The sequence below is a fragment of the Streptomyces sp. NBC_00080 genome (assembly GCF_045041255.1).
In the GTDB taxonomy this organism is placed as follows: domain Bacteria; phylum Actinomycetota; class Actinomycetes; order Streptomycetales; family Streptomycetaceae; genus Streptomyces; species Streptomyces coriariae.
In genome coordinates, this window is record NZ_CP108235.1 from 7434591 (window position 1) to 7452198 (window position 17608).

General features: G+C 72.3%; 16 protein-coding genes and 1 pseudogene. 5 read left to right on the forward strand and 12 right to left on the reverse strand.

All coding sequences use genetic code 11. The features are described 5' to 3' along the window. The first annotated feature begins 25 nt into the window (after window positions 1-25). Window positions 26-640 (forward strand): class I SAM-dependent methyltransferase, encoded by a 615-nt coding sequence (locus OHU34_RS33160; protein ID WP_405769801.1) that lies wholly within the window; start codon window positions 26-28, stop codon window positions 638-640. A gap of 56 nt (window positions 641-696) precedes the next feature. Here the strand turns inward: OHU34_RS33160 and OHU34_RS33165 are convergent, their stop codons facing one another. Beyond that, a complete protein-coding gene (locus OHU34_RS33165; protein ID WP_142269569.1) occupies window positions 697-1200 on the reverse strand; it encodes a DUF402 domain-containing protein in 504 nt (167 codons plus the stop codon). Beyond that, the gene (locus tag OHU34_RS33170) at window positions 1181-2107 is read right to left on the reverse strand and encodes a GNAT family N-acetyltransferase (RefSeq protein WP_405769805.1); all 927 of its coding nucleotides are present in this window, start codon (window positions 2105-2107) and stop codon (window positions 1181-1183) included. Before OHU34_RS33170 ends, OHU34_RS33165 begins: the two co-directional genes overlap by 20 nt. Before the next feature lie 95 nt (window positions 2108-2202). Between OHU34_RS33170 and OHU34_RS33175 the strand changes: the two genes are divergently transcribed. After that, window positions 2203-2571, forward strand: a complete 369-nt coding sequence (locus OHU34_RS33175) for a GntR family transcriptional regulator (RefSeq protein ID WP_200840056.1) — start codon at window positions 2203-2205, stop codon at window positions 2569-2571. On the opposite strand, the gene OHU34_RS33180 is transcribed toward OHU34_RS33175, so the two are convergent. The 6 genes and pseudogenes from OHU34_RS33180 to OHU34_RS33205 form a co-directional block, all read right to left on the reverse strand. After that, window positions 2572-3351: a DUF72 domain-containing protein gene (locus OHU34_RS33180; RefSeq protein ID WP_230196349.1), complete on the reverse strand. Its 780-nt coding sequence runs from the start codon at window positions 3349-3351 to the stop codon at window positions 2572-2574. A gap of 16 nt (window positions 3352-3367) precedes the next feature. Then, complete coding sequence (locus OHU34_RS33185) at window positions 3368-4462, reverse strand: DUF5925 domain-containing protein (protein ID WP_142269565.1); 1095 nt, start codon at window positions 4460-4462, stop codon at window positions 3368-3370. A 144-nt stretch (window positions 4463-4606) separates the two neighbouring features. Next, window positions 4607-5392 carry a polysaccharide deacetylase family protein gene (locus OHU34_RS33190; protein ID WP_142269564.1) on the reverse strand — a complete coding sequence of 262 codons (786 nt, stop codon included), beginning with the start codon at window positions 5390-5392 and terminating at the stop codon, window positions 4607-4609. Then, window positions 5389-6387 (reverse strand): glycosyltransferase family 2 protein, encoded by a 999-nt coding sequence (locus OHU34_RS33195; protein ID WP_142269563.1) that lies wholly within the window; start codon window positions 6385-6387, stop codon window positions 5389-5391. Before OHU34_RS33195 ends, OHU34_RS33190 begins: the two co-directional genes overlap by 4 nt. Further along, window positions 6384-7214 (reverse strand): glycosyltransferase family 2 protein, encoded by an 831-nt coding sequence (locus OHU34_RS33200; RefSeq protein WP_054239305.1) that lies wholly within the window; start codon window positions 7212-7214, stop codon window positions 6384-6386. The genes OHU34_RS33195 and OHU34_RS33200 overlap by 4 nt, the downstream gene beginning before the upstream one ends. A gap of 501 nt (window positions 7215-7715) precedes the next feature. Further along, window positions 7716-8000 (reverse strand): annotated as a pseudogene (locus OHU34_RS33205) (S8 family serine peptidase); the annotation flags it as partial. A 329-nt stretch (window positions 8001-8329) separates the two neighbouring features. Here OHU34_RS33205 and OHU34_RS33210 point away from each other — a divergent pair. Beyond that, window positions 8330-9136 carry an SGNH/GDSL hydrolase family protein gene (locus OHU34_RS33210; RefSeq protein WP_142269562.1) on the forward strand — a complete coding sequence of 269 codons (807 nt, stop codon included), beginning with the start codon at window positions 8330-8332 and terminating at the stop codon, window positions 9134-9136. A 38-nt stretch (window positions 9137-9174) separates the two neighbouring features. On the opposite strand, the gene OHU34_RS33215 is transcribed toward OHU34_RS33210, so the two are convergent. The 4 genes from OHU34_RS33215 to OHU34_RS33230 all read right to left on the reverse strand — a co-directional run bounded on the left by OHU34_RS33215 (window position 9175) and on the right by OHU34_RS33230 (window position 16011). After that, a complete protein-coding gene (locus tag OHU34_RS33215; RefSeq protein WP_142269561.1) occupies window positions 9175-10803 on the reverse strand; it encodes a serine/threonine-protein kinase in 1629 nt (542 codons plus the stop codon). Window positions 10804-10863: 60 nt separating this feature from the next. Next, window positions 10864-12552, reverse strand: a complete 1689-nt coding sequence (locus OHU34_RS33220; protein ID WP_405769812.1) for a nickel transporter — start codon at window positions 12550-12552, stop codon at window positions 10864-10866. Continuing rightward, a complete protein-coding gene (locus OHU34_RS33225) occupies window positions 12549-14327 on the reverse strand; it encodes a tetratricopeptide repeat protein (RefSeq protein ID WP_405769815.1) in 1779 nt (592 codons plus the stop codon). The genes OHU34_RS33220 and OHU34_RS33225 overlap by 4 nt, the downstream gene beginning before the upstream one ends. Window positions 14328-14502: 175 nt before the next feature. Next, entirely contained in the window at window positions 14503-16011 is a 1509-nt protein-coding gene (locus OHU34_RS33230) for a DUF4331 domain-containing protein (protein ID WP_142269558.1), read from the reverse strand. A 210-nt stretch (window positions 16012-16221) separates the two neighbouring features. Here OHU34_RS33230 and OHU34_RS33235 point away from each other — a divergent pair, with 210 nt between their 5' ends. Next, entirely contained in the window at window positions 16222-16764 is a 543-nt protein-coding gene (locus tag OHU34_RS33235) for a sigma-70 family RNA polymerase sigma factor (RefSeq protein ID WP_054239311.1), read from the forward strand. After that, complete coding sequence (locus OHU34_RS33240; RefSeq protein WP_405769820.1) at window positions 16761-17579, forward strand: anti-sigma factor domain-containing protein; 819 nt, start codon at window positions 16761-16763, stop codon at window positions 17577-17579. Before OHU34_RS33235 ends, OHU34_RS33240 begins: the two co-directional genes overlap by 4 nt. Window positions 17580-17608 lie beyond the last annotated feature (29 nt).

Below are 17608 nucleotides of genomic sequence, written 5' to 3' on the forward strand. Positions count from 1 at the left end.
AGTGGTGGGTGTCACTCTTGGGCACATGAGGAAAAAGAGTGACGAAGCGATCGCGCCGGGTGTCGACTGGGACGCGGCGGCGGCCGCCTTCGACGAGGAGCCGGACCACGGCCTGCGCGACCCGGCGGTGCGCGCCGCCTGGGCCCGGCGGCTGCGCGCCTGGCTGCCGGAGCGCGGCTGTGACCTCCTCGATCTCGGCTGCGGCACGGGCAGCCTGTCGCTCCTCGCGGCCGAGCAGGGACACCGGGTGACGGGGGTCGATCTCTCCCCGTCCATGATCGACCTTGCCCGCGCCAAACTCGCCGGGCGTGACGCGGTGTTCCTCCGAGGTGACGCGGCGGCGCCGCCGGTCGGTGAGCAGCGCTTCGACACCCTGCTGGTACGGCATGTGCTGTGGACCCTGCCCGACCCCGCCCGCGTCCTGCGGCACTGGCGCGGCCTGGTGCGCCCCGGCGGGCGGCTCGTGCTGGTCGAGGGCGTGTGGGGGACCGTCACCCCGGTCGGCATACCGGCGGACCGGCTCACCGCCCTGCTGGCCCCGCTGACCGAGCACGCGCGCGTCGAACGGCTGTCGGAGGACGCGGGGCTGTGGGGCGGGGCCGTGACGGACGAGCGGTACGCGGTGGTGGCGACGGTGTGAGAGGGCGGCGCCGCTGGACGCGCCGCTGTGACACGCGGCGCCGGGCCGACGGCCCCTCACTCCAGCAGCGACTCCAGGCCGCCCTCGGCGGTGGCCAGCACCTCCAGCTCGTCGAGGGCCGTCACCGCGGCGGCCGCGGCCGCCGGGTCCCGCTCCGTCAGCCCGCTCTCCTCGAACTCGTCCTCGTCCAGTCGCCGTACGTCCGTCCCGTCGGCGGAGCGCCACAGGTCCAGGTCGAGGTCCTCGACGACCAGTTCGCCGCCGGACAGCGTGGCCGGGCGGGTGATGTCGCAGTACCAGCCCTTCAGGGCGCCCGTCGCGTCGCGGACCTCCTTCACCGCGTACCAGCGGTCCCGCCAGTAGTACTCGGTGAAGACGTCACCCGTCTCGAAGCGGACGAAGCCGAAGTCGCGTACGGCGTTCCCGGCCCAGGGGGCGCGTACGGCGATCCGGGTGCCGTCGTCGGACAGCAGCTCGGCCGCGTACCGGATCTTCGTCCGGCCGCCCTTGACGAGGACGACGTCCACCGAACCCGTCGACTCAGCCGAGTTCCCGGACATGCCGCACCTCCGTCGCGCAGATCTCGTACCCGAACCACTTGTTGATCGTGAGCATCGGCCCGTTGTCCGCGTCGTTGCCCGTGTATGCCTGCGGGTACCCCGCGGCGCGGGCCCGGTGCAGCGAGTCGTTCTTGACGAGCTTGGCCAGGCCCCGGCCGCGATGGTCGCGGGCGGTGCCGGTCATGCCCGTGGTGTACAGGCCGTCGTGGGTGTGCGCCACGCTGAAGGCGACGGGGCGGCCGTCGGCCACGGCGACCGAGGTCAGCTCCCGGTCCAGATGAGGGTGATTCCAGTACTCGTCGACCCAGGCCGCGTAGTCCGTGAACTCGGTGGCGATGTCGCCGGGTTCGTCCGAACCCGCCTCCGCGTCAAGGGCGAACAGCGGATGCGGGTCGTCGGCGAAGTCGGCTGCCGTGCGCAGCTCGACGCCGGGCGGGGGGTCCTGGAGCGGCGGCAGCGCGGTGCGGGCCAGGTCCAGGCGGAGGAAGTGCGCCGAGCGGCTCGACCGGTAGCCGTGTCGTGCGGCGAAGGCGCGGTCGGCCGGCTCGTCCAGGACCCAGGCGAACAGCTTCGTCGCCCCGTGGGCCGCCAGATGCTCCTCGGCGGTGCGGACCAGCAGGGTGCCCGCGCCGCGCCCGGTGCGCGCGGGGTCCACGTACACGTTGAGGGACCCCTGGCCGGGCTCCGGGCTGTCCTGGGCGAGGCCCAGCTGGGCCGTGCCGATGATCTCGCCGTCCTCCACGGCGACCAGCTTGCGGGCATGGGCGTCGGGACGGGACAGCGCGAGGCCGTGCAGTACGGAGGCAGGGCTGAAGAACACATAGGGCAGGGCACGGTGCCGGACCCGGATGAAGCCCTCGATGTCGGCGGGCGTCTCGGGGCGCAGGTCGCGCACGATGACGGTCATGTGAGCGCACGCTACGGTCGGGCGGCGCCTGTCTGCCTCCCATTTTCGGCTCCGTCCGCACTCCCGTTACCCGGCGGGTGCGGGACAATCGGCCCGTGACCTTGAAGATCCACATCGATGAGAGCGCCGCGCCCTACGAACAGGTGCGGGCGCAGATCGCCGAGCAGGCGCGATCGGGAGCGCTGCCGGTCGGGTACCGGCTGCCGACGGTGCGGGGGCTGGCCGAGTCGCTCGGCCTCGCCGCGAACACCGTCGCCAAGGCGTACCGGGCGCTGGAGGGGGACGGGGTGATCGAGACCCGGGGACGCAACGGCACGTTCGTCGCCCCCTCCGGACCGGCGGCGGAGCGGGAGGCGGCGGGTGCCGCGCAGGCCTACGCCGAGCGGGTGCTGCGGCTGGGACTCACCGAGGAACAGGCGTCGGCCGCCGTGCGGGACGCCCTGCGGGCGGCCTACGAACGGTGATCAGCGGTGTGTGGCCGGCGTGCCCGGCGTACGGGTCACGCTCAGCCCCGCCCGCCGCGCCGTCCGCCCGAACAGTGCCGCGTTCTCCACCGCCGCGCCGCCGGGGTCGTTGTTGAAGTAGGCGTGGACGTCGTTCCCGTCCTCGACCGCCCAGGTCGTCGCGATGCGGTCCAGCCAGGTCTCCAGGGCCCGGCGGCCGTAGTGCGGCCAGGGGTGGGCACGACCCTGGTGGAAGCGGACGTACCCCCAGTCGGCGGTGCGCCACAGCGGGGTGACCGGGCGGGAGCCGACGTCCGCCCAGCACAGGGCCGCGCCCCGGGCCCGCAGGACGTCCCGCACGCCGGGCGTCCACCACGACTCGTGCCGTGGCTCCACCGCGACGCGCGTACCCGACGGGAAGCAGGACAGACAGGCGTCCAGGAGCCCGGTGTCGGCCCGCAGGGTCGGCGGCAGCTGGAGCAGCACCGGTCCGAGGCGGTCGCCGAGGCCGGCCGCGTGGGTCATCAGGCGCCGTACCGGCTCCTCGGGGTCCTTCAGCCGCTTGATGTGGGTCAGATAGCGGCTCGCCTTCACCGCGACCACGAAGTCCGGCGGGACGCGCTCGGCCCAGGACACGAACGTCTCCCGCGACGGCAGCCGGTAGAAGGCGTTGTTGATCTCGACGGTGGCGAAGTGCCCGGTGTACTCCTCAAGCCACCGCCGCACGGGCACGCCGGCCGGGTACAGGACGCCCTTCCAGTCCTTGTACTGCCAGCCGGACGTGCCGACGTACAGCGTCATGCCTCCATCAGAACACCTACAGGTACAGTCCCGCGTCCGACCGCCCCCGGGGTTCCGGCAGCGAGGTCGGGGAGGTGCCCCGGCGCAGGGCGTACAGCTCGGCCAGCGTCGCGCCCTCGCGGCCGACGCCCTCCTCCGTACCGAGCCAGTCCACGGCCTCCCGGCGGGTCAGCCCACCGACCTCGATGCGGGCCAGACAGCGGCCGGGGCGGACGACGGCGGGGTGCAGGCGCTCCAGGTCCTCGTTGGTCGTGACCCCGACCAGGACGTTGCGGCCCTGGCCGAGCAGGCCGTCGGTGAGGTTCAGCAGTCGGGACAGGGCCTGGCCCGCCGTGTGCTTGGCCTCGCCGCGGATCAGTTCGTCGCAGTCCTCCAGGAGCAGCAGCCGCCAGCGGCCCTTGCCGGCGGCGTCCTCCTCGCCGATCGCGATGTCCATCAGATAGCCGACGTCGGAGAAGAGCCGCTCGGGGTCCAGGACGCAGTCCACCTGGCACCACTCCCGCCAGGAGCGGGCCAGCGTGCGCAGCGCCGAGGTCTTGCCGGTGCCGGGCGGGCCGTGCAGCAGGAGCAGCCGGCCGGCGATGTCCTCGGGGGTCGTCCCCATCAGGTGGTCCATCGCCTCGGCGACGGGCGCCGTGTAGTTGGGGCGCACCTCGTCCCAGGTGCCCGCGGAGATCTGCCGGGTGGTGCGGTGCGGGCCGCGCCGCGGCGAGACGTACCAGAAGCCCATGGCCACGTTCTCCGGCTGAGGCTCGGGTTCGTCCGCCGCACCGTCGGTGGCCTGGTCGAGCACCTGCGCGGCCAGTTCGGCGGTGGTCGCGGTGACCGTGACGTCGGCCCCGCGGTTCCAGCGGGAGACCAGCAGGGTCCAGCCGTCGCCCTCGGCCAGGGTGGCGCTGCGGTCCTCGTCCCGGGCGACCCGCAGCACGCGGGCGTGCGGCGGCAGCAGGGTCGCGCCGGAGCGCACGCGGTCGATGTTCACCGCGTGCGAGTACGGCTGCTCGCCCGTCGCGAAGCGGCCGAGGAACAGCGCGTCGACGACATCGGACGGGGAGTCGGAGTCGTCGACGTTGAGCCGGATCGGCAGTGCGTCGTGCGGGGGTACGGACATGCCGCCATGATCCGGCACAAGAGCGTCGTCCGCACCCGGTTTCCGCACTGCGCGAGGTGCGCCCGGTGTGTCGGGCGGGCCGGATCCCGGGAACCGGTCCCGCCGGGTGTGCGCCGCCCCGACGGGCTCGGCCGGGGCCACCCCTCAGCCCGGTCGCCGGAGCCGGCGGGTCCGCCGCACCACGGCGTACCCCTTGGTGAGCGCCCGGTCCCTCGCGAACGTCCGGCCGATGGCCCGGCCGTCGACGAGCCGTTCGAACTCCTCGGCGTCCGTGCCGCGCCGTACCGTCACCCGCCGCAGGGCGTACGGCCCCTGGGCGCGGTGGGCGAGGGAGTTGCCCACCGCGAGTGCCTGGGCGAACCCGTGTCCGCGTACCGCCGTGCGCACCCGGCGGCTGGAGTAGCCGTACGGGTAGGCGAACGACACGGGCGGGGTGCCCAGTTCACCGGCGACGATGTCCCGGCAGCGGGTCAGCTCGGCGCGCAGCCGGGCGTCGTCGAGCTGGTCGAGCTGCGGATGGGTGTGGCTGTGGCCGCCGATCTCGACGCCGCTGTCCGCCAGTACGCGCACCTGCCGCCAGTCCAGCATGGTGTCCAGGCCGCCCCCGGTGTCGTGGGCGCCCCGGACCCAGCCGGTGGTGACGAACAGGGTGGCCGGGAAGCCGTGCTCGGCCAGCGCCGGGAGGGCGTGCCGGTACACGCCCTCGTAGCCGTCGTCGAAGGTGATCAGGACCGGGCGGCCCGGCAGCGGCCGGCCGAACCGCCAACGGGCCGCCAGATCGGCGGTGGTGAGCGGGGTCAGACCCCGCTCCGCGAGCACCGCCATCTGTTCGGCGAACGCCTCGGGCGTGACCGAGAGGGCGCGGGTGGCGGCGTTCGGGTCGGCGGCCACCGCGTGGTACATGAGGATCGGTACGCCCGCCCCCGTCATGCGGCCCGCTCCACCTGGTCCACCGGGATCGGCACCACGGCGAAGGTCGTTCCCGCCCGCCGCGCCCGCACGCTGCCGACCAGGTACCCGCCGGCCGCCGTCAGCACCCCGGCGAGGATCGCGGCCGCCCGCCGGGCCCCGCCGGGGCGGGCCAGCAGTTGGTCGCGCAGTCCGCGGACCACACCGGCCGGCAACACCCGGGTGACGTACCGGCGTTCGGACTCCAGCCCCTTGTCGACGCCGACGCTGCGCGCGACGAGCGCCTTGGACAGGCCCTCGGCGTAGGTGCGCGTGCGGAAGTACCCGAAGTGCTCGCGCGCCTCGGGCACCTTGTGGTGGATCACCGCGCGGTCGTCCATCAGCAGGATCGCGTCGGGTCTCGCGCGGCTGAGCCGGATGCACAGATCCGTCTCCTCGCCGCCCATCGGCCGTTTGCTGCCGTCGCGTCCGATGCCGGTGGCGAAGCCGCCCACGAAGTCGAACGCGGTACGCCGGAAGGAGGCGTTCCCGCCGAGGATGTTGCGCACCCGGACCCGGCCGGGCGGCAGGCCCCGGTAGGAGCAGCCCACCACCCAGTCGAACTCCTCGGGGAACCAGTCGGGCCGTCGGCCGGAGGACCAGACGGGCACCGCGCGGCCGCCCACGGCCAGCACCCGGGGATCGGAGTACGGATCGGCGAACCGGCGCAGCCAGTCCCGCTCGGCGACGGCGTCGTCGTCGAGGAAGGCGACGACCTCGCCCCGGGAGACGGCGATGCCGGTGTTGCGGCCGGCCGACAGACCGCGCGGGCCCGCGTTGGGCAGCACGCGCACCCCGTCGGCCTCCTTGTACTCGCTCCTGAGCCGGTCCAGGAGCGTCGGGTTGTGGTCGACGACGACCAGGGTCTCCAGGGCCGGGTGGGTCTGCGCCCGCACCGAGGCGACCGCCGCGAGGATGTCCTCCCAGCGGTCCTCGGTGTACACACAGATGACGACCGAGACGTCGATCGTGCTCAAGACGCCTCTCCCCGGCCCGAGTCGAGCATCGGCGAGCGGCGGACCAGCCGGCGCAGCGCCCGCCGGTTGGACCGCTCCTTGAGGATCACCCGCAGCACGCGCAGCCCGTCGCGGACGGCGCGCAGATTGCTGACGCCGTGGATGCGCAGGTACTCGTGGCTGGGGATCTCCTGCACCTTCAGCCCGGCCTTGACGACCCGGATGTTCATCAGGGTCTCGACCTCGAAGCCGGTGCAGTCCAGCTCGATCTTGTCCAGGCAGTGCCGCCAGAACGCGTTGTAGCCGTAGCACAGGTCGGTGTAGCGGGCGCCGAACTTGCGGTTGACGATGGCGCACAGGACCCCGTTGCCGAGCCGGCGGATGAAGGTCATGTCGTCGGTGCCGCCGCCGTTGGCGAAGCGGGAGCCCTTGGCGAAGTCGGCGCCGGAGACGAGGGCGGAGACGTACGACACGATCTCGTTGCCGTCGGCCGAGCCGTCCGCGTCGACCATCACGATGATGTCGCCGCTGCACGCCTCGAAGCCGGTGATCAGGGCGTCGCCCTTGCCGCGGCCCTGTTGTCCGACGACCTTGACGCCCGGCCACAGACCTCGCGCGACCTGCACGGTGTCGTCGGTGGAGTTGCCGTCGACCAGGACCACCTCGTGGATCCAGTCCGGCAGGGTCTTGAACACGTACGGAAGGTTCTCGGCCTCGTTCATCGCGGGGATGACCACGCTCACCGGTGGTGTGATGGCCAGGTGAGAGGAGATGGGCCGGTACTTGCCGACGGTCGACGGGCTTTCGAGATCCTGGCCCGGTGTCGCCGGTTGCAGAACGGAACTCATGAGTCTGGTCCCTCTCGTCCGGTGGGCCGCCCGCCCCTGGGCGGCCCGGAATCCACGTCCGGTTCGAAAGGGGGGTTTCTCACCCATGGCGGAGTGATCTCCGCGCAGACACGGGTGAGCTGGCAGAACTGACCGGCCACCGTCGAAGGACGGCAGCCGACCGCGCGCGGCACGGCCCGGTCACCAGTGCGGTCACCGAGCACGGCACCCCCCTACCGCGCTCCCGCCCCGATACCGCCGCGGTCCCTGAGCCCTCCCCTGGAGCCGTTGCCGACGGTCCGATGCGAGTGAGATGTATGACGGTATTGATGATTACGCCCGGATGGCAAGCCCTTGGCGGCTCACTTACCTTTTTGTTCGTTTGACCGTTACAGAATGATGCGTCCCCTCGAAAGGAACCGGCACGGGAACGGTCACGGGAGCGAACAAAAGTGTTCCCCGGGGGCCGTGGAGGCCTCCGGGGAACGGTGGTTCGGATCAGTGCCGCACGTACCGCAGGGGTCACGGGACGATCTTGAGGAGCTTGTTCGGCAAGCCGGTGCCCGGGCTGGTGACCACGTTCGAGGTCGCGCCGTTCACCAGGGCCGTGGCCGCCTGGGCCGGGGTCGCCGAGGTGTGGCCCGCCAGGTAGACGGCGGCCGCGCCCGCGACGTGCGGGGTCGCCATCGACGTACCGGAGAGGGTGTTCGTGGCGGTGTCGGCCTGGGCGGGGAGCGCGGTGAGCCCGCCGACGAGGGCGGCGGCGGCCGCCACGGTGGCGGCGGCGGTTATGCGGGCCTTGTTGCTACGCAGTTGTGCCATGACGAGGGAGTCCTCCTCCAGGCCGCCCGCGCCTGGGTCGGGCGCACGGCTGTGGGGGCGGGTGCGCGCGGTCGCGCACACGGCATCGAACGTCCCGTTCCGTTCGCGGCTGAGGTAAAGCTTCGGCCGTCTACGTGCGTAGAACAAGGGAGTTGAGGGGCCGTCGACAACCTTGGCATGCTCACGCAACATCAGCCCCACAAAGGGGTGCGAACGATCCCGTCGGGTGCCGGAAAGTCTTGGCATGGACACTTCCCGTCAACACGCGTAGTTGCTACGAACGTTGTGGCAGAGATCCTGCTAAGGGAGGTTCCATGAGACGTTCCCGACTTGTCGTATTCGTGAGCTCACTCCTCCTCGCCCTCGGCACCGCCCTCACCGGGGCGGCCTCGGCGCAGGGCGCCCAACTCGCCGCCACAGGTGGCTATGTGGCGCTGGGGGACTCCTACTCCTCCGGTGTCGGCACGGGCAGCTACATCAGCTCAAGCGGCAACTGCAAGCGCAGCACCAAGGCGTATCCGTACCTCTGGAACGCCGCCCACGCCCCCTCGTCGTTCACCTTCGCGGCTTGTTCCGGCGCGCGAACGGATGAAGTTCTGGCGAGTCAGCTCGGCGGCCTGAACTCCTCGACCGGCCTGGTCTCCATCACGGCCGGCGGCAACGACGCGGGCTTCGCCGACGTCATGACGACCTGCGTCACCGGCTCCGACAGCACCTGTCTGTCCCGCATCAACACGGCCAGGGCCTACGTCGACTCGACGCTGCCCGGCAAGCTCGACACCGTCTACTCCTCGATCCGCGCCAAGGCACCCAACGCGCGCGTCGTCGTCATCGGCTACCCCCGCTTCTACAAGCTCGGCACGGTCTGCCTGGGCCTGTCCGAGACCAAGCGCTCCGCCATCAACAACGCGGCCGACTACCTGGACGCCGCGACCGCCAGACGCGCCGCAGCCCACGGCTTCGTCTTCGGCGACGTCCGCACCCCGTTCGCCGGCCACGAGATCTGCTCCGGCAGTTCGTGGCTGCACAGTCTCAACTGGCTGAACATCGGTGAGTCGTACCACCCGACCGCGTCCGGCCAGTCGGGTGGCTATCTGCCGGTCCTGAACAGCGCCGCCTGATCCGTCGGCTCCTCAGCTCCTCGGTTCCGTCAGCTCCGTCACTCCGAGGCGGAAGGTGAGGGGGAGGCCCCGTCCGTCGGGGCCTCCGTCTCGCAGGTGACCGAGAACGGCACCGAATTGGACGTCGTCTTCACCGGATCACGGACCTCGACGGCGATCGAGTTCTGGTACGTCCCGCTCTCGGCGTACGTCGACACGATCACCTGGTCCTGCTTGGACTTCCCACCGCCGGAGGCGAAGTCGAGCGTCTTCCAGGTCTGCCCGGAGAGCTCACCGTCCTTCGTCACCCAGCGGTAGGACACCGTCGCGGGCAGCCGCCCCACCGTGATCGTCGCGGTGAACGCGGGCGCGTCGCCGTCCGGCGGCGGACAACCGCCCGAGTACTCCGTGTGCGCGCCGGCGACGGTGACCGAGACGGTCTGCGCCGGGGCCTCGGAACTCTCGCTCTCGCTCGGACTCGGGCTCGGCGACTCGCTGGCCTCCTCGCTCTTCTCCGGCTGCGTCGCGGGCGAACTCACCACATCCGTCGCGCTGTTGGTGACCCCGCCACCGTCGGCGTCGCCGCCGCCGCCGTCGTCGCGGTTCAGCAGTCCGTACGTCAGCCCGGCGACGGCCAGCGCCAGCACCACCACACCGGTCGCGAGGACCACACCGGCGCGCCGGCTCCGGTGCGGCTCCGCCGAGCGGGCCGTCGTCGCCGGGGCCGCCGACCAGGACCGGGGCGGGGTCGGGGACGGCGGCTCCTGACGGAACGGCTCGGCCGGGGTCGAGACCGTCGGCGGATACGGCGCGAACGGCGCCGGTGGCGTCGAACGGACCGTATTGCCGCCGCGTGCGGCACCGCCCGCCGCGACGAGCCGCAGGTCCTCCTCGGCCCGGTCGGCCGGCAGCCGCTCGGCCGGGTCCTTGCGCAGCAGGCCCTCGATCACGGGGGCGAGCGGCCCGGCCCGGCGCGGCTGCGGCAGTTGCTCGTCGACGATCGCGCGCAGGGTGCTCAGCGGAGTGTCGTGGCGGAAGGGCGAGTTGCCCTCCACCGCCGCGTACAGCAGCACGCCCAGCGACCACAGGTCCGACTCGGGCCCCGGGGTGCGCCCCAGCGCCCGCTCCGGCGCGAGGAACTCGGGTGAGCCGATGACCTCGCCGGTCATCGTCAGCGCGGACGTGCCCTCGACGGTCGCGATACCGAAGTCGGTGAGCACGACCCTGCCGTCGTTCGACATCAGCACGTTCGCCGGCTTCACGTCCCGGTGCAGTACTCCGGCCTCGTGCGCGGCCCGCAGCGCGGACAGCACCTCGGCGCCGATGTGCGCGGCCCGGGCCGGTTCGAGCGGCCCCTCGGCGTCCAGCAGTTCGGCGAGGGAGATCCCGCGCACGATCTCCATGACGATCCACGGCCGCCCGTCCTGCGTGGCCACGTCGTACACCGTGACGACGTTCCGGTTCGCGACCCGGGCCGCCGCCCAGGCCTCGCGTTCCAGCCGTGCGTACATCCGCTCGACGTCCGAGGCCGCCAGTCCGTGCGGTGCGCGCACCTCCTTGACGGCGACCTCGCGGTGCAGCACTTCGTCACGGGCCCGCCACACCGTGCCCATGCCGCCCTCGCCCAGCGGGGTCAGCAGGCGGTAGCGGCCCGCGATCAGACGTTCACTGCCCGGTTCTTCGGACACCGCGCCCCCATTTCGCTCTTCGTATCCGGGCGAAAACCTCCGCAACCCCACAAACGTAGCTCAGCCGAGTACGGATGCGGCCCCCCTGAGCACCAGTCCGGCGCCGAGGGCGACGACGAGGAACGCGGACCACAGGGGCAGGTTGCGGCGGACCAAGTTCACGACCGGGTGGGTCGTCCAGCGCGGCTGCCGGTCCAGCAGACGGGTCGCGCCCGCGCCCAGCCTGACGACGGCGAACCCGGCGGCGGTCAGGGTCAGCGCGAGCCCGACGCCGTACGCGACGACGAGCAGCAGCCCGAACCAGGCGTGCCCGAGCGCCGCAGCGCCCACCAGTACGACCACGGCGGACGGACTGGGGACCATGCCGCCGGCGAAGCCGAGGAGGAGCGTGCCGCGGAGCGTGGGGGCGACGGCGTGGGTGTGGGTGTGGCCGCCGTGGGTGTGCGTGTGGGAGCGACCGTGCTCGTGACCGTGGTCGTGCTCGTGGTGGCGGTCGCTGTCGTGGCCGTGGCCGTGGTCGTGGTCGTGGTCGTGGTCGTGCCCGGGGTCGTGATGGGCATGGGTGTGCGGGGTGGGGGCGCCGACGAGGGCGAGTTGACGCGCGGGAGCCTTCGCGGGCTCGTGGGTGTGCGGGTCGTCGCCGTGCGGGTGCGGGTGCGGGTGTGGGTGTGGGTGTGGGTGGGTGTGTCCGTGGGGGCTGTCGGGGCCCCGGCCGCGCCAGGCCCGTCGGGCGAGGGTCGCGCCCGCGAAGAGCACCAGCGCGCCGCTGGCCAGGCCCAGCCAGGCGATCACCGAAGGCGCCGCGGCCGAACCGGCGGTGACGAGGAGGCCGAGGGCGACGACGCCCAGGGTGTGGGTGACGGTGACGGAGGCGGCCAGGGGAAGGACGTCTTTCATCCGGGCCCGGCCGCCCCGCGCGGCGGCCGTCGCGGCCATGATGGTCTTGCCGTGCCCCGGGGCGACCGCGTGCAGCGCGCCGAGGCCGACGGCGATCACCAGGGCCAGCGCGGCGAAGCCGACGGTGAGGTCCTGCCGGGCGACCAGGTCGTCCAGGGCCCGTGTCCAGCGGTCGGCGCCCCGCGGCAGCACGGACGCGGCCGGTGCGTCCCGGCCCTTCTCGACCAGGGCCGCGCCACCGGGCCGCACCCGCACCGACGCGGTCGAGGTGTCGGCGGGCGAGGAGAGCAACTCCTTGGGATAGCTGGTGAGTTCCGACGAAACCGACTTCTTCGCCACGTCGGAGCCGGTGAGCGTCATACGGTCGCCGCGCGCGGTGATCTCGCGCCAGCCGGGCCCGGAGGAGGCGCCCTCGCTGTGGAAGGTGAGGGCGAGGGTGTCCTCGCCGGACACGGCGGGCAGCGGAGCCGTCAGCCCGCACTCCACGCGCAGGGTGTCGAGCCCCGCCTGACCGGGCCGTACGACCGCCTTGCCGGCGCCCGCCGTGAGGGTGACGGCGCGGCCGTCCACGGTCAGCCTGCTGCCGGCCGCGGCGCTCGCGCACCGCTGCCGGGCCCACTCGGTCATCCCGAGTCGTTCGATGTCCGGCTTCGCCTGGGTCGCCGGGATCTCGGCGAGGTCCTCGACGTGGTCGACGCGGAGCTGTCCGGGGGCGGCGACGAGACCGTCGTAGCGGTTGACGGTGAAGTTGCCGAGGGGGTGCGCGCTCGCGTTGGCGGAAGGGACCAGCGCGAGCGCGCAGCCGGCCGTGAACACGGCCGCGCAGGAGGCGAGCAGACGACGGGAAATCACTTGCTCGCCTCCAGCGTCTTGAGTGCCGTACGGGCCTCGCGGGCGCCCGGCGGTGAGAAGCCGGGGTTCAGCTTCAGGGCGGCGGCGAGGTGGGTACGGGCGTCGGCGGGGTGTCCTGTGGCCTTCTCGATCACCCCGCGGTGGTAGAGGAAGGACGCGTTGCGGTAGCCGGTGGCCGTGGCCTGCCGGGCGTAGGGGAGGGCCTCGGTGTCCTTGCCGTTGACGTGCAGGGCCCAGGCGAGCGCGTCCGCCGTGTGCACGGTGTGCCGGCGGGACCAGTCGTCACGGGCCGCGCGCAGGGCCGTCGCCCGGTCGCCGTGGTCGGCCGCGGCGAGCGCGGTGTCGAGGTCGGCGTTGACGCCGTTGGCGCGGGCGATGGCCGTCCACGCGTCGACGAGGAGGTACTGGTTCTCGGCCTTCGCCGCGTCGCCCTCGCCGCCCCGGGCCTCGTACAGCTCGCCGAGCTCCACCAGGGGTCCGGGGAGCGGATAGCGGGCGACGATGAGCTCCAGCCCCTTGACGGCCTCGGCCTGTCGGCCGCTCGCCGCCTGGGCGCGGGCACGGCCCTCCAGCGCGGGGAGATAGTTCTCGTCGGCGGCGAGCGCGCGGGCGTAGTGGGTGAGAGCGGTGGCGTAGTCGCCCTGGTTCCAGGCGAGTTGACCGAGCTGGGCGGCCACGTAGGCGATGTCGCCGGGTGAGGTCGACGCGTCGAGCGCTCGTTCCAGGACCCGGCGGGCGGTGGTGACGTCGCCGCGCAGTTCGTGCACGTACGCGTAGCGGGTGAACACCGGTACGCCCGGCCGCCGTTCGTCGGCCGTCTTCGCGGCCTCCTCGGCGTCGTCGTAGCGGCCGAGTTCGACGAGGGCGTCGATACGGGAGCACAGGGCGCGCTCGCTGTAGGGGTTCTGCTTCAGCGCCTGGTCGGCCAGGTCCAGGGCGTTGGCGAAGTCGTGCCGGGCGGCGGCGAGGGCGGCCCGGCCGGCGAGCGCCTGGTCGTTGTCGGAGCGCAGCGAGAGGGAGCGCTTCAGGGCCTGCTCGGCCTGCGGGTAGCGGGAGGGGTCGCCCTTGGTGCGGGCCTGCTCGACGTAGGCGAGCCCGAGGGTGGCCCAGCCGCCGAAGTCCCTCGGCTGCGACCGGAGATGGGCCTGGAGCGCGGTGATGCTCGAGTCGAGGTCGCCACTGGCCAGCAGCCCGGGGGAGACCGCCGCTGCGGTCGACACGGGCACGTTCTGACCGTCCCGCACCGCCCCGAGCGCGATCGCCCCGGCGGTGAGCGCCACGGCCAGCATGGCGGCACAGGCGCTGAGTTGAGCGGCCCGCCACCGGCGCCCGGCGGCCCCCGCCCGCCGCACCGCGGCGACACGCTCATCGCCACCGACAGCGAGTTCGCCACCGGTGCCGGTGCCGCGGTCATCGGTGTCGCGGTCACCGGCTCGGCGGTCGTGGGCGTCATGGCCGACCTCGGCGTCGGCACCCGCATCGCCGTCGGTCTGCGTGGCCTCTGCCTCGGTCTCCGCCTCGGTGTCGGCAGGGGCGTCGGCCCGGGAGGCGGCTTCCGCCGGGTCTCCGGGCTTCGCCTCTGCCGCGGTCTTCGTGTCTGAGGAGGCTTCCTCGGAGGCCGGGCCCGGGCCGGGGTGCGGCGCCGGTCGGCCGGGGTTCGCGAGCGGTCCGCCGGAGGCCGGTGCGCCGGAAACCGGTGTGCCGGAGGCCGGTACCGGTCGGGCGGAGGCCGGTCGGGTGGGCTCCGGTTCGCCGTCGTTCGTCCGCGGGGACATGCCCTCTCCTAGGTCGCCTGGGGTCGTTCAGCCTGCTTGCACAGGGGCGGCGCGGCCCGCGCCGTGGGGGATGAGTACGCGGGCCGCGCCAGTCTGTGAGGCGGGCCGGGGAGCGCAGGATTCTCCCCGGCCCGCTCGGGAGGAGGGCCCAGTGGGCCCCGCTCGGGAGGAGGGCCTAGTAGGCCCGCCGCCGGCCTCGCCACCACATCAGCCCGCCGCCGATGAGGAGGATGCCCGCCGCGCCGGCGCCCGCGGAGGACGCGATCAGCGTGGTGTTGCTGTCGGAGCCCGTGAGGGCGTCACCGAGCTGGCTGCGGACGTCGGCGCCGCTCTTGGCGGTCGCGCCGCGCGAGCCCTCGGTGGGCAGGGCCACGTACGGGAAGTACTTCTCGAAGGACTTGTCGTTCTTGTCGACCGCGTCGCCCAGGTCGTTCTTGGAACCGACCAGCTCACCCTCGACGACCTGGAGCGAGGCGTCGATCACGTCGTCGGTGAGGCGACGGCCGTTCGGGAAGCCCGCGTTGTCACCGTCGAGGACACCGAGCCGCTTGGGGCTGGCGGTCGGCTTGATCGAGGTGTTGAGGCGCAGCTCCTCCGACGGCGTCACGTACGGCGGCTGGTTGAGGCCCTTGACACCCTTGAGGAACACGTCGACGAGGTCGTTGCGCGGCTCGGCCGGCGCCTTGATCTTGTAGATCGCCTCGATGAGCTTGGGCAGCTCGGGGTTGGTGACGTTCTTCAGGAACTGGCCGTCGTCCTTCGGCTCGGACGCGTTGAACTTGTCCTTGTCCTTGATCGGGTTGACGACCTCGTTGACCAGCGGCATGCCGAGCCGCGAGACCTGCGAGTAGTGGCCCTGGGCGTTCTCGCGCTGCGTCGTCGACCAGATGCCGACGATCGGCTGGTGCTTCGACTCGGCGATCATGTCGTTCGGGACCTGAAGCGCGATCGAGTTGACGTTGTAGCCCTTGAGCGTGTCGTTGCCGACCTCGGAGAGGTCACCGCCGTACAGCAGGTCGAAGACGCGCAGGTCGAGGAAGAACGGGTCGTCGGCCTGGCCCGCGAAGGTCTTGGCGCCGCTGGAGAGCTTGTAGATCGCCTGGTCGCGCAGCTTCGAGTAGTGCGGCATCGAGGCCTTGCCCACGTTCGACGGTGCCACCGGCACGTCGTCCGCGATCTTCGTCTCGTGCTCGACCTTCCCCTTCTTCGACTTGATCAGTTCGAGGTCGTACGTCTGCGTGATGTTCAGGTCGGCGTCGTCCAGGCTCTCGACCACACCCGTGTTGTAGAGGAACGTCTTCTTGTTCTTCACATGCGTCTTGAAGGTGTAGCGGAAGGTCAGATCCTCCTTCGCGTCACCGTTGTTGTCGATGTGCAGGTCGTACTGGGCGTCCTCGGCGAACGGGAAGAAGTTGGGACCGCCGGCCGGCTCCTCGAAGGGGATCCAGTTCGCGACGATCGTCGTCGTGTCCGGGTGGTCCGGGCTGACGAAGGCGTACACGTCGGTGTTGTCGTACTGCGGGGTGCCCGAGATGAGGGGGGCCTCGCGGTGGCTGGAGGCGTAGGCCGCCCCCGGCACCAGCGTGGCCACGCCGGCGGCTGCGAGCCCCCCGGCGGCCAACGCACCGCAGACGAGGGTCGCGACGCTCCTGCGTCCGTTGCCGCTCCTGGAGAAAGCTGTCATGCCGTCCGTCCTCTGTGCCAAGTTGCCTGACGGACAGTGATACGGAGCGGGGGGTGGGTTCGGATTGGTCGAATCCCAAAAACTTTTTCTTTCCTGCTCACCCGCGTTTTCGGCGCTTCGATACGTACCCCCCATCCGGAGGTGTGTTCGTTGCGAATGCCTGGTGTGACGGGGCGGCCCGGGTGTGGCGGCCGCAGGGAGGGGGACCGCATGGAGGCGGACGAGCTACTGGTGCTCGTGGCTGGGGGCGACCAGCGCGCATTCGAACAGCTCTACGGACTGGTGTCGGGGCCGGTGTTCGGGCTCGTACGCCGGGTCGTCAGGGATCCCGCGCAGTCGGAGGAGGTCGCCCAGGAGGTGCTCCTGGAGGCCTGGCGCTCGGCCGGCCGGTTCGATCCGAACCGCGGCAGCGCCCTCTCCTGGATCCTCACCCTCGCGCACCGCCGCGCCGTCGACCGGGTGCGCAGCGCCCGTGCGGCCGTGGACCGTGAGCAGCGTGAGGCGTCGCGCTATCACGACCCGGCCTTCGACCAGGTGGCCGAGGAGGTCGAGGCGGGCCTGGAACGCCAGTTGGTCCGCCGCTGCCTCGACCGGCTGACGGCGCTCCAGCGCCAGTCCGTCACTCTCGCCTACTACGACGGCTACACGTACCGTGAAGTGGCCGACCGGCTGTCGCTGCCGCTGGGCACGGTGAAGACCCGGATGCGTGACGGACTCACGCGGCTGCGCGACTGCCTGGGAGGTGCCGCATGAGTGTGCTCGGCCTGTTCCGCCGCGAGGACCTGCACTCGCTGGCCGCCCCCTACGCGCTCGACGCCCTCGAACCCGACGAACGCCGCCGCTTCGAGAAGCATCTGACGGGCTGCGACCGCTGCTCCGCCGAGGTGCGGGCGCTGGCCGAGGACGCGGTCCGGCTCGCCTGGTCCCAGGCCGCGCAGCCACCGGCCCACATGCGCAGCCGGGTGCTGGCGGCCGTGCAGAGAACGCCGCAGGAGTCCTCTCGCGCGCCGGCGAGGGAGCGCGCGCCCCAACTGCCGCCGCACGTCTGGGGCACGCAGCCGCCGCCCGGACGCTCCCGTACGCCCCGCGCGCGCCGTCCGCTGTTCGTGCCGTTCGCCACGGCCACCGCCGCGGCGGCCCTCGTCGTCGCCTCGCTCTTCGCCGTGCAGGCGGGCCGTGCCCAGGACGAACTGAACGCCGAGCGCGACCGTGCGCGTGACATCGCCCACGTTCTCGCAGCTCCCGACGCGCGGGCGAGCACCGGGAAGGACGCGCAGGGCCGCAGTATCGGAGTGATCGCCTCCGCCGGGGAGGGGGAGGCGATCGTCACCCTGAGCGGATACGGCGAGCTGCCCACCGGACAGGTGCATCAGCTGTGGCTCATGCGCCCCGACGCGCAACCGCGCTCCCTCGGGCTCTTCGACGGCGACACGCCCTTGGTCGCCACCGGTCTCGACAAGGTCGCGACATCACTCGCTGTGACCGTCGAGCCGGACGGGGGATCACCACAGCCCACTACACAGCCGGTTGTCCAACTCACCCTGAAATCGGTTGGATTCGGAGAGTGATCGGAGAGGCGTCGTCAACCCCCTTACGG

Coding starts and splice junctions, on each gene's coding strand:
- OHU34_RS33165 (WP_142269569.1), bottom strand. CDS start 1,200: ATGTCCGGGAACTCGGCTGAGTCGACGGGTTCGGTGGACGTCGTCCTC.
- OHU34_RS33230 (WP_142269558.1), bottom strand. CDS start 16,011: ATGACAGCTTTCTCCAGGAGCGGCAACGGACGCAGGAGCGTCGCGACC.
- OHU34_RS33185 (WP_142269565.1), bottom strand. CDS start 4,462: ATGTCCGTACCCCCGCACGACGCACTGCCGATCCGGCTCAACGTCGAC.
- OHU34_RS33210 (WP_142269562.1), top strand. CDS start 8,330: ATGAGACGTTCCCGACTTGTCGTATTCGTGAGCTCACTCCTCCTCGCC.
- OHU34_RS33240 (WP_405769820.1), top strand. CDS start 16,761: ATGAGTGTGCTCGGCCTGTTCCGCCGCGAGGACCTGCACTCGCTGGCC.
- OHU34_RS33180 (WP_230196349.1), bottom strand. CDS start 3,351: ATGACGCTGTACGTCGGCACGTCCGGCTGGCAGTACAAGGACTGGAAG.
- OHU34_RS33235 (WP_054239311.1), top strand. CDS start 16,222: ATGGAGGCGGACGAGCTACTGGTGCTCGTGGCTGGGGGCGACCAGCGC.
- OHU34_RS33200 (WP_054239305.1), bottom strand. CDS start 7,214: ATGAGTTCCGTTCTGCAACCGGCGACACCGGGCCAGGATCTCGAAAGC.
- OHU34_RS33160 (WP_405769801.1), top strand. CDS start 26: ATGAGGAAAAAGAGTGACGAAGCGATCGCGCCGGGTGTCGACTGGGAC.
- OHU34_RS33225 (WP_405769815.1), bottom strand. CDS start 14,327: ATGTCCCCGCGGACGAACGACGGCGAACCGGAGCCCACCCGACCGGCC.
- OHU34_RS33190 (WP_142269564.1), bottom strand. CDS start 5,392: ATGACGGGGGCGGGCGTACCGATCCTCATGTACCACGCGGTGGCCGCC.
- OHU34_RS33170 (WP_405769805.1), bottom strand. CDS start 2,107: ATGACCGTCATCGTGCGCGACCTGCGCCCCGAGACGCCCGCCGACATC.